Source organism: Providencia sp. JGM181 (genome assembly GCF_018257375.1).
GTDB classification, from domain to species: Bacteria; Pseudomonadota; Gammaproteobacteria; order Enterobacterales; family Enterobacteriaceae; genus Providencia; species Providencia lanzhouensis.
This window is the reverse complement of sequence record NZ_JAERJY010000128.1, coordinates 1-10,367: the sequence shown is the minus strand read 5'-3', so window position 1 is coordinate 10,367 and position 10,367 is coordinate 1. Positions and strand designations below refer to the sequence as shown.

General features: G+C 42.4%; 9 protein-coding genes. 6 read left to right on the top strand and 3 right to left on the bottom strand.

The window, feature by feature from the left end; translation table 11 throughout:
* The first annotated feature begins 84 nt into the window (after nucleotides 1–84).
* The 5 genes from JK188_RS14165 to JK188_RS14145 all read left to right on the top strand — a co-directional run bounded on the left by JK188_RS14165 (nucleotide 85) and on the right by JK188_RS14145 (nucleotide 4,464).
* A complete protein-coding gene (locus JK188_RS14165) occupies nucleotides 85–1,014 on the top strand; it encodes a cation diffusion facilitator family transporter (protein ID WP_036951121.1) in 930 nt (309 codons plus the stop codon).
* A 147-nt stretch (nucleotides 1,015–1,161) separates the two neighbouring features.
* Complete coding sequence (locus tag JK188_RS14160; protein ID WP_211886245.1) at nucleotides 1,162–2,202, top strand: galactose-1-epimerase; 1,041 nt, start codon at nucleotides 1,162–1,164, stop codon at nucleotides 2,200–2,202.
* 63 nt (nucleotides 2,203–2,265) lie between these two features.
* Nucleotides 2,266–3,639: an ATP-dependent RNA helicase DbpA gene (dbpA, locus tag JK188_RS14155; RefSeq protein ID WP_036951234.1), complete on the top strand. Its 1,374-nt coding sequence runs from the start codon at nucleotides 2,266–2,268 to the stop codon at nucleotides 3,637–3,639.
* Between the two features lie 316 nt (nucleotides 3,640–3,955).
* Nucleotides 3,956–4,324: a type II toxin-antitoxin system RelE/ParE family toxin gene (locus JK188_RS14150; protein ID WP_410431437.1), complete on the top strand. Its 369-nt coding sequence runs from the start codon at nucleotides 3,956–3,958 to the stop codon at nucleotides 4,322–4,324.
* A complete protein-coding gene (locus JK188_RS14145) occupies nucleotides 4,312–4,464 on the top strand; it encodes a hypothetical protein (RefSeq protein WP_211886243.1) in 153 nt (50 codons plus the stop codon). The genes JK188_RS14150 and JK188_RS14145 overlap by 13 nt, the downstream gene beginning before the upstream one ends.
* 86 nt (nucleotides 4,465–4,550) lie before the next feature.
* Here the strand turns inward: JK188_RS14145 and JK188_RS14140 are convergent, their stop codons facing one another.
* The 3 genes from JK188_RS14140 to prpB all read right to left on the bottom strand — a co-directional run bounded on the left by JK188_RS14140 (nucleotide 4,551) and on the right by prpB (nucleotide 8,139).
* Nucleotides 4,551–5,999, bottom strand: coding sequence for a bifunctional 2-methylcitrate dehydratase/aconitate hydratase (locus tag JK188_RS14140; protein WP_442959128.1), 1,449 nt, complete (start codon nucleotides 5,997–5,999; stop codon nucleotides 4,551–4,553).
* A 20-nt stretch (nucleotides 6,000–6,019) separates the two neighbouring features.
* The gene (gene prpC, locus JK188_RS14135; RefSeq protein WP_211886239.1) at nucleotides 6,020–7,174 is read right to left on the bottom strand and encodes a bifunctional 2-methylcitrate synthase/citrate synthase; all 1,155 of its coding nucleotides are present in this window, start codon (nucleotides 7,172–7,174) and stop codon (nucleotides 6,020–6,022) included.
* A gap of 74 nt (nucleotides 7,175–7,248) precedes the next feature.
* On the bottom strand, nucleotides 7,249–8,139 hold the full coding sequence (prpB, locus tag JK188_RS14130) for a methylisocitrate lyase (RefSeq protein ID WP_132495744.1): 891 nt from the start codon (nucleotides 8,137–8,139) through the stop codon (nucleotides 7,249–7,251).
* Between the two features lie 274 nt (nucleotides 8,140–8,413).
* Between prpB and prpR the strand changes: the two genes are divergently transcribed.
* Nucleotides 8,414–9,991 (top strand): propionate catabolism operon regulatory protein PrpR, encoded by a 1,578-nt coding sequence (prpR, locus tag JK188_RS14125; RefSeq protein ID WP_211886237.1) that lies wholly within the window; start codon nucleotides 8,414–8,416, stop codon nucleotides 9,989–9,991.
* Nucleotides 9,992–10,367: the final 376 nt, after the last annotated feature.

Genomic DNA, 10,367 nt, shown 5'->3' with positions numbered 1-10,367 from the left:
GAATATCATTGAGCCTGATTAAGTCATTGAAAATAAACTACATTTAAATGATAATTGTTTTGTTTTTCATTAAGAAAATAAACTATGCATAAACATGAAATCCCAGCTTCCGGGAAAAATGAATTCGAATTACAACAAGAGAAATTTAAAGCCGCAAAAAAAAGCACTTTGATCAGTGTGGCGGTGAATACCCTGTTGTCTATTTGGCAAATTATTGTTGGGATATTTTCCCACTCATCAGGCTTAATTGCTGATGGTATTCATACACTTTCGGATTTAGTTGCAGACTTTGTTGTCCTTATTGCGAATAAAAAAAGCCATAAGAAGCCAGATGCCGATCACCCATATGGTCATTTCCGTTATGAAAATGGTGCATCCCTTATTTTAGGGATTATTTTGTTGATCGTGGGTGTGGGAATGGGGTGGTCTGCGGTCGAAAAAATGATTAACCCAGATTTAATCCCAGAAGTTCATACGATTGCATTAGTCGCTGCATTAACGGCTTTGGTTGCGAAAGAAGGCTTATTCCGCTACATGCTGCATGTAGCAAATAAAGTTAATTCTAGCATGTTAGTGGCGAATGCTTGGCATGCGCGTTCTGATGCAGCCTCTTCATTAGTCGTCGCTATCGGGATTATTGGTAGTTTATGCGGTATCCGCATTCTTGACCCTATTGCTGCTTTAATTGTGGGGACATTTGTCTTCCGAATGGGATTCAAATTCACTTATCAATCTATGCAAGACTTAATGGATAAAGGGGCTGATGAAGAAACGCTTGAACAATTGAGCGATGTTCTTCGAGGTATTCCGGGAGTTAAAGGATTCCACGATTTGAAGACACGCAAATCTGGCGACTTTTTCCTTGTGGATGTTCATTTAGAGTTAGATGGTCAAATGACAATTCTAGAAGGGCATGATATAGCGGTAAACGTAAGGAAACAATTAATGAAAAACCCACAAGTACTGGATGTTATGACCCACTTAGACCCTTATGATAAAGATTGTTTGCATTAATTCTTATTTAATCATTAAGTATTTTTGAAAAAGCTGACGTATTATGCGCTCAGCTTTTTTCTTTTTACGTCATCGAGAATTCGTTTTATTATTGTTAAATTATGTTGGTTACACGATAAGTGGAAATATAAGGAATATTAGGGAAAAATGCAGTTTACCAAGCAACAACGTCACACTCTGCGCACACCGAAGGTCGTAGCACTCACAAATAAACAGGGAATGAAAATTATTTTGAGTAGTTTAGGCGCCAGCTGGGTGAGTTGTATATTACCGTTGGCGAGTGGTAAACGCGATATCATTTTAGGATCACCGAATATGGCCGCTCAAATGGAGCAGCGAGTCTATTTTGGCGCAACGGTAGGACGAGTCGCAAATCGCATTGCAAATTCCACTTTTGATCTTGAAGGTCGTAAGTATCAACTTGCACATAATCAAGGTGCACATTGTTTGCATGGTGGGCGTGATAACTTCAGTTATCGAGTGTGGTCAATCGCTCAGCCTGACCAGCAGCAAGCGATTTTTACCCTTGTATCTTCTGATGGTGACCAAGGTTTTCCGGGGGAATTAAAAGTTGAAGTGCATTATGAGCTCACTGATGATAACCAAGTGGTCATTAACTACCGATATCAATGTAACCAAGATTGTCCGGTTAACCTGACTAATTACACCTATTTTAATCTTGCGGGTGAACAGTCTGATCGCACTGCATTTGAGCATGATCTCCAAATGCAGGCTGCGTATTTCTTGCCTCAGGATAGTGAAGGGCTCCCAACGGGAGAGTGGCGTGAAGTCACTGACACCTATTTCGACTTTAGGCAAAAGAAACGCATTGGTTGTGACTTTTTACAAGATGAAGAGCAACAAGCGGTAGGTGGATACGATCATACATTTGTGTTTGATGAGTTAGTGGTCGATAATCGACAAATTGTGGCGACACTGGGCTCTCCCAATGGTGATGTGCAAATGAATATGATGAGTACATCTCCTGCAATCCATCTGTATACGGGGAACCATTTAGTCTCCGTTTTAGGTAAAAGCAAAACCTATACGCCATTTTCTGGAATAGTGTTGGCTCCGCAATCCCCATTTGATGGTTTAGGGCATGCAGAATCAGATGGCACAAACCCTATCATTGCCAAAGCTAATCACATTTATACCAGTCAAACTCGCTATCAATTTATTTTCTAGTATCATGTGCGAGGGGCTATGACCCTCGTGATGATCTCTTTTATTTTATTCGGAATGTTAACTGTGACTTCATTTGCTGAACTAAATGCGCTTCCTGCGGAGCAACTCTCCAATCTTAATGAATTGGGCTTTTTAACCATGACCCCAATTCAAGAAGCGGCATTACCCGCTATCCTTGCTGGCAAAGATGTGCGAGCCCAAGCAAAGACAGGGAGTGGAAAAACAGCTGCTTTTGGTCTAGGGCTATTACAACGTATTGATGCAAAAAACTTTAATACCCAATCCCTCGTTTTATGCCCAACAAGAGAATTAGCGGATCAAGTCGCGAATGAATTACGCCGTTTAGCGCGTTATATTCCTAATCTCAAAATTTTAACTTTATGTGGCGGTGTCCCTTTTAGTGTTCAGCGCGATTCTTTAGTACATGCAGCGCATATTTTGGTGGCAACACCAGGGCGTTTGCTTGACCACTTACATAAAGAAACGGTGCGCTTAGATCATTTACAGACACTGGTACTTGATGAAGCTGACCGCATGTTAGATATGGGGTTTGCAGATGATATTGACGCAGTAATCTCTTTCGCGCCAGAAGATAGGCAAACACTTTTATTCTCAGCAACATGGCCGGATAGCATTGCAGCAATTAGCCGACGCATCCAAAATAATCCACAAACCATTGAAATTAATTCTGTTAACGAATTACCTGACGTGGAGCAGCAGTTTTATGAAGTGTCTCGACATGACAAAATTGACTTACTGCAAAAGCTGCTAAGCCGTGAACAACCGGCTTCTTGTGTTGTGTTCTGTAACACGAAAAAGGATTGCCAGGCTGTCTATGATGCTTTAATGGATAGCCGTCAAAGTGTTCTTGTCTTACATGGTGATATGGAACAGCGCGATCGCGACCAAACCTTAGTCCAATTTGCAAATGGTAGTAGCCGAGTCTTGGTCGCGACGGATGTGGCGTCTCGAGGTTTAGACATTAAAGCACTGGAAATGGTGATTAACTTTGAGCTGTCTTGGGATCCTGAAGTGCATGTGCACCGCATTGGTCGTACCGCTCGTGCAGGACAAAGCGGCTTAGCAATAAGCCTATGCTCACCAGAAGAAGCTCAACGCGCAAACGTGCTCGAAGAGATGCTTAACATGAAGTTGAATTGGCTGCCAGAGCCGACAGGATTGCGCATTACGCCATTAGAAGCACAATGGGCGACCTTATGCCTAGATGGCGGTAAAAAAGCCAAAATACGTCCTGGGGATATTTTGGGCGCATTAACTGGAGAGGTTGGTCTAGAAGGGGATGATATTGGTAAAATTGCGATTCACCCCATGCATGCCTATGTCGCTATTAAAAAATCAGTGGCGAACAAAGCGTGGAAGCAATTACAGCAAGGTAAAATCAAAGGCAAATCAGTGAGAGCGAGATTGCTAAAGTAAATTCCTAGACTGACATATTTGAAGCCCTAGTTGAGTAAACTGGGGCTTTTTTGTTTTTATCATAATCAAAATAAGAAAATAAAATTTAATAATTTACTTTGGTATTATTTCGCCTGTTTTATTCTTGTCGCGATTTCTGCGAAGCGCATTCCATTCATTTTATCGAGTTTCTTTTTTTATTTAATCTACTTAATTTTTTCGTTATAACAGCAATACCCCGTATTTAATCGGTTATTTGATTTCTGTTTTTTTAGAAAATGAGTTTTTCTTAATAACCAGAGAGTTGAGTTTTTTTCTCAAAGTAAGGAGGTTTAATTTGTTGACATGGACGATAAGAACGAGGATTTTGTTTGACGATTGGTTAGAGATTCAAAACTATCAAGTAAAAAAGAAAGTACTTTCGATGCTTTTGATTCTTTCTGAATATGGACCTCATTTAGGGCGCCCTTATGCGGATAGATTAAAACTTTCTAAATTTATTCATATGAAAGAACTCAGGATCCAAGTTTCGGGGGTACCCATTCGAGTTTGTTTTGCGTTTGATCCAAGAAGTTGTGGAATTGTGTTATGTGCAGGTAATAAAAAGGGTTGTGACGAGAGTCAATTTTATATCAAGTTGATTAAATCAGCAGATGCGGAATATGCATCTCACTTAGTGAAACCGGAGGGATTATGGGTACGTTAAGCGAGTTACTAGAAAAATGTTCACCAGAAATGCGTCAAGAAATTGATGAAGAGGTAGAAAAGTTAAGGGAAGAAGTGATGGCGTCATTAGTACCAGCGGAACAAGATGATATTTCTACACTTGTGCCACAAATGCCATAAACCGGGGTATTTGTGATGAGCAGACAGTCAACGGTATTCGATGGAGCGGAGCCTTTGACTGTCTGTAAATCAAAAAAATAACAAAACTAAATCACCCATAAATCGAGAAATTCATTAACAGGCATATTCTCAAACAATGGCTTGTCCAATGATGCAGATAAAATTCTCAGTTGTTGAGCTTCTGGGAATTGACGCGCTAAGTTGGTTCTGAACTTTTTAAGTAATAGAGGCATACCTTCTGGACGGCGGCGTTTGTGACCAACAGGGTATTCGATAACGACTTCACTCAAGGCTTGCCCATCTTTTAATGTGATAGTCAGACCGTTGGTGATAGAGCGCTTGTCAGGATCATGATAATCCTGTGTAAACTCAGGGTCTTCATGACAATGCATTTTGGCACGTAGTGCATCAATTCGGCTATCTTGAGCGATACTATCCTCATAGTCAGATGCGGTAAGGCGACCAAAAATAAGCGGAATTGCTACCATATATTGAATGCAATGATCGCGGTCTGCCGGGTTCTGTAATGGTCCTTGTTTATCAATAATGCGCACACAAGCTTCATGGGTACGAATTGATATAGACTCGATATCGTCAGCGGTTTTTCCCATTGAACTAAGTTGCTCATGCAATTGTAAAGCGGCTTCAACTGCGGTTTGAGCGTGAAACTCTGCCGGAAAAGAAATTTTGAACAATACATTTTCCATTACATAAGAGCCATAAGGTCGCTGGAATTTAAACGGCTGACCACGGAACAGAGAGTCGTAAAAGCCCCATGTTTTGGCAGTTAATGCAGTTGGATAGCCCATTTCTCCTTTTTGCGCCATGAGTGCCAAGCGAACTGCGCGCGAGGTGGCATCACCTGCTGCCCATGACTTGCGGGAGCCTGTGTTCGGAGTGTGTCGATAGGTACGTAAGCTATGACCATCAACCCATGCAAGGGAAACAGCATTGAGAATTTGCTCACGAGAGAGTCCTAGCATTTGAGCCACGACGGCGGTTGATGCCACTTTGACCAGAATGACATGGTCAAGACCGACTTTATTAAACGCGTTTTCGAGAGCGATACAGCCTTGAATTTCATGAGCTTTGATCATGGCTGTGAGGACATCTCGGATCACTAACGGCTTTTTGCCTCTAGCGAGATTTTCACGAGAAAGCCAATCCGCGGTGGCTAAAATACCACCTAGGTTATCGGAAGGGTGTCCCCATTCCGCGGCTAGCCAAGTGTCGTTGAAGTCTAACCAGCGGCATAAGGTTCCAATATTAAATGCCGCTTGAACAGGGTCTAATTGAAATTGTGTTCCGGGAACTTTTGTGCCATTTGGGACGTGTGTACCAGGGACGATAGGGCCTAATAACTTTTTGCAAGCCGGATATTCAAGTGATTCCATTCCACAGCCTAGTGTGTCCAGTAAACAGTAATAGGCGGTATCGTAAGCCAACGTTGAAGTGATGGGAAAATCAATAACATAATCGACAATGTCCGTCATCACTTTATCAAATCGAACATGTGGAGCCGTTTGATTTTGCATGGTCATTATTTTTACCTTAATTAGCGCTGTTCAATGGGAACAAAGAGTTTGTTTTCTGGACCCGTGTAGTTTGCTGAAGGACGAATGATTTTATTATCTTGGCGTTGTTCAATCACATGAGCCGACCATCCGGCAATCCGTGCGATGGCAAATAATGGGGTGTACATCGCCGTAGGAACGCCCATTAAGTGATAAACCACCGCAGAGAACCAATCGAGATTAGGAAACATGTTTTTTTCACGTTTCATAACGGATTCAATATGATCTGCAATGGTATACAAATGCCGATTCATACTTTGTTCTGAAAGCTGTAAGGCGACGGATTTGATGATTGGATGGCGGGGATCAGCTAAGGTGTAAACAGGGTGACCAAAGCCGATAATAACTTCTGAGTTTTTAACTCGAGCCACGATGTCTTGTTCAGCCTCCTCAATAGAGGCATAGCGTTGCTGAATTTCTAATGAAACTTCATTGGCGCCACCATGCTTCGGTCCCCTTAACGCCGCAATGGCACCTGTAATTGCTGAGTAAAAATCAGTACCCGTTCCAGCAATCACACGAGCTGCAAATGTTGAGGCGTTAAACTCATGTTCTGCATATAAAATAGAGGCAATATGCATGAATTTTTCCCACTGAGCAGACGGTTTTTTACCGTGTAACAGATGCAAAAAATGGGCGCCAATGGAGTCATCATCAGTCATGGTTTCAATACGGCGGCCATGGTGGCTAAAGTGGTACCAATACAGCAAAATGGAACCCAGAGATGCAAGTAATCGGTCGGCAATATCTTTAGCGCCAGCGACGGTATGCACATCTTTTTCTGGTAATACACAGCCCATCATCGAAACGCCAGTGCGAATGACATCCATCGGATGCGTATTGGCAGGGATGGACTCTAATGTTTGCTTTACATTTGTCGGCAAACCCCTTAGAGGTTTAAGTTTTTCTTTGTACGCTGACAATTCAGTGCGGTTAGGGAGTTTATCGTGGATAAGTAAATAGGCGACTTCTTCATATTCACACTGAGTGGCTAAATCGTGGATATCATAGCCCCGATAGTGGAGGTCATTACCATTTCGACCCACGGTACAAAGTGCAGTATTGCCGGCAGTTACACCTGATAAGGCGACTGATTTTTTGGGTTTGAACCCAGTACTTTTAAGTTGCTCATTCATCATTGATTCCTTGTAGGGGGCAGAAGAGATTACAACTTGCTCGATTCACGGTTTATGTGTTGCAAGAAAAGGAATCAGCGTTTTTTATTCTGTGAAAATAACGCATCCAGCTTTTCTTCATACTGATAGTAATTAATGGATTTATAGAGCTCTTCACGGGTCTGCATAAGTGACACGACATTTTTCTGGGTGCCTTGCTGGCGTAAAGTGGTATATACCTGCTCAGCAGCTTTATTCATGGCGCGAAAAGCGGAAAGTGGGTACAAGGCGATGGCAATGCCGACACTTCGTAACTCATCTAAAGTAAACAGCGGAGTTTGACCAAATTCAGTTAAGTTAGCTAATACAGGCACTTGCGTATGGCGAGTAAACTGCTGATACATCCCTAACTCAGTAATCGCTTCGGGAAACAGCATATCGGCACCCGCCTTGATGTAAGCACTTGCTCGCTCTAAAGCTGCCTCAAGCCCTTCAACGGCCAGCGCATCAGTGCGTGCCATGATGACAAAATTTTCATCTGTTCTTGCATCGACAGCAGCTTTGATTCGGTCAACCATCTCTTGAGTGGACACAATTTCTTTATTAGGGCGATGACCACAACGTTTCGCGCCAACTTGGTCTTCCAAGTGCAGCCCAGCAGCACCCGCTTTCGCCATCGATTTGACGGTACGGGCTACGTTAAATGCGGAAGGACCAAAGCCAATATCCGCATCCACCATTAACGGCAAATCACAGACATCAGTAATGCGGCGAATATCAATCAGCACATCATCCAGTGTAGAAATACCTAAATCTGGGATCCCTAATGAACCAGCGGCAACGCCGCCACCAGACAAGTAAATAGCTTTATAGCCAGCTTGTTGAGCAAGAAGAGCATGGTTTGCATTGATAGTACCGACCAATTGAAGAGGGGATTCGCTGTTAACGGCATCTCGAAATTTTTGACCTGCGGAACGGCTAGACATAAACACCTCGGGGTTGGTTAATCACTTGTAAATGACTTTTACTAAATATAGTTGATAGCAATTGACGTGCCAGTTCAGAAGGAAAGAGTGAAGTTATTATTAAGTTTTAAATATCAATAAGATAAAAGCTTTTATTTTTATGTGACAAGAAAGCCATTTTTTAACCAATTGGTTAGCGCGTTTCATTGAATAGATATATTGTTTCATGAAACAAAGGTGAAACATCACAGCGCGAAGCAAACCCAGCGTAGAGTAAACCCAGTGGAGGAGAACAATGGATAAGCCCATTATTTGGACGGTGTCAGTATCTCGTCTTTACACGTTGTTTCGTGATATTAGTCCTGAATTTAGTGCTCAAGCTGACATCACCCCACTGAATATTGGTTTCGAGCAAGCCGCAGAAGAAGTTCGGCGCCGTTTAAAAGAAGGACACTGTGACGCGATTATCAGCGCAGGCTCTAATGGGGCTTATTTAAAAAGTCATGTTTCGGTTCCCGTTATTATTGTAAATATTAACGGCTTTGATGTGATGCAAGCATTAGCGAAAGCGCGAGAAATTAGCGATAAAGTCGGCATTATTAGTTATCAAAAAATTATCCCTGCGTTAGAGCAGTTTCAACATAATTTTGGATTACAGATTGAACAGCGCAGTTATGTCACTGCCGAAGATGCTCGAGCCCAACTAAAAGCACTAAAAGCCATGGGGGTAAACGTCATTGTGGGAGCGGGATTAATTACAGATCTTGCTGAAGAAATGGGTATGACAGGGATTTTTATCTATTCGACACAGACCATTCGACAAGCCTTTTCTGATGCTATCGAACTTAGCAGAATGTCCCATCGCCATGTGACTGAGCAATCACGTTACCCTCAGCAGAATACAGCAAAAGTTAGACACACAATTAATGACCTGATTGGCTTGTCGCCCGCGATGGAGCGAGTTAGGCAAACCATTATGTTGTATGCCCGTTCAGATGCTACGGTGTTAATACAAGGTGAAAGTGGCACGGGGAAAGAGATGGTGGCCCAAGCTATTCATCACGAATATAGTTTGTTTAATCAGCAAAAACGCAGTAAACAGCAAATGCCATTTGTGGCCGTCAACTGTGGTGCCATTCCTGAAACATTACTGGAAGCGGAATTGTTTGGTTACGAAGAAGGCGCATTTACTGGCTCGCGCAGAGGCGGTCGAGCAGGGTTGTTTGAACTAGCGAATGGGGGAACCCTTTTTCTTGATGAAATCGGCGAGATGCCAATAGCGTTACAAACTCGGTTATTGCGTGTGTTAGAAGAGCGTTCTGTGGTACGAGTAGGAGGATATCGACCGCTACAGGTTAACGTTCGTGTTATCTGTGCGACCCACTGCGACCTTGATGCATGGGTAGCGCAAGGCAAATTCCGTGGCGATCTTTTCTATCGCCTAGGTGTTCTTCGTATGAAAGTTCCCGCACTATCAGAGCGTAATGAGGATATTTTCACGCTTGCAGAACGATTATTGAAACTTGCTTTTGCCGGATTACAACTGCCTCTTCCAGCCTTTAGAGTTAAGCAACTTCTCAGTTGTCGAGACTTTTTTCTCTCCTATTCATGGCCAGGCAATGTACGAGAATTACGTAACTTAATGGAGCGTGTCGCGCTCTATTGCAGTGCCTATGCGGATAAAAGCATCAATCCAGACATGCTCAAGATGCTATCGCCAGAAAGGCGAACAGAGGTAAATCCGGCAAAGACGCAGGAAGGAACCGAGACGCTAGAGGAAGTGATGGCAAGGTTTAATGGGGATCGTAAGGCGGTGGCGGAGTTTCTCGGTATCAGTCGGACAACTTTATGGCGACGCTTGTCTTCGTCCTAGTTTTCACTGTGGCTGTGTTGGTTTCGCATAAGTTACCTGAGTCACATACTTATGTATGCTCCCCAGGCTAACTGATGCTTACCGCCTTGCCACAGCAAAAACTAGTTAGAAGGCAACTCGAAGTTAGAAGACAGTTAGAAGACAACCAGAAGTTAGAAGATGATTATTAAAAAAAGATAATAATTTATAAAGAATGGGCGTTTGAGTAATAAATACCACTAATTAAGTATATTGATAAGCCTGATGCTAATTAATTAGCAAAAATAGTTTTGAATAGATTTCTTTTTAAGAAAAGTGATAAATATATTTTGAAAGAAGGAATAGAAGCAGGGAATTGTGTTTCAAAAAGTAACGATAGGGATTTTTTGGTTTATCT

Coding starts and splice junctions, on each gene's coding strand:
- prpC (WP_211886239.1), bottom strand. CDS start 7,174: ATGAATGAGCAACTTAAAAGTACTGGGTTCAAACCCAAAAAATCAGTC.
- prpB (WP_132495744.1), bottom strand. CDS start 8,139: ATGTCTAGCCGTTCCGCAGGTCAAAAATTTCGAGATGCCGTTAACAGC.
- JK188_RS14140 (WP_442959128.1), bottom strand. CDS start 5,999: ATGCAAAATCAAACGGCTCCACATGTTCGATTTGATAAAGTGATGACG.
- JK188_RS14145 (WP_211886243.1), top strand. CDS start 4,312: ATGGGTACGTTAAGCGAGTTACTAGAAAAATGTTCACCAGAAATGCGT.
- JK188_RS14160 (WP_211886245.1), top strand. CDS start 1,162: ATGCAGTTTACCAAGCAACAACGTCACACTCTGCGCACACCGAAGGTC.
- prpR (WP_211886237.1), top strand. CDS start 8,414: ATGGATAAGCCCATTATTTGGACGGTGTCAGTATCTCGTCTTTACACG.
- JK188_RS14165 (WP_036951121.1), top strand. CDS start 85: ATGCATAAACATGAAATCCCAGCTTCCGGGAAAAATGAATTCGAATTA.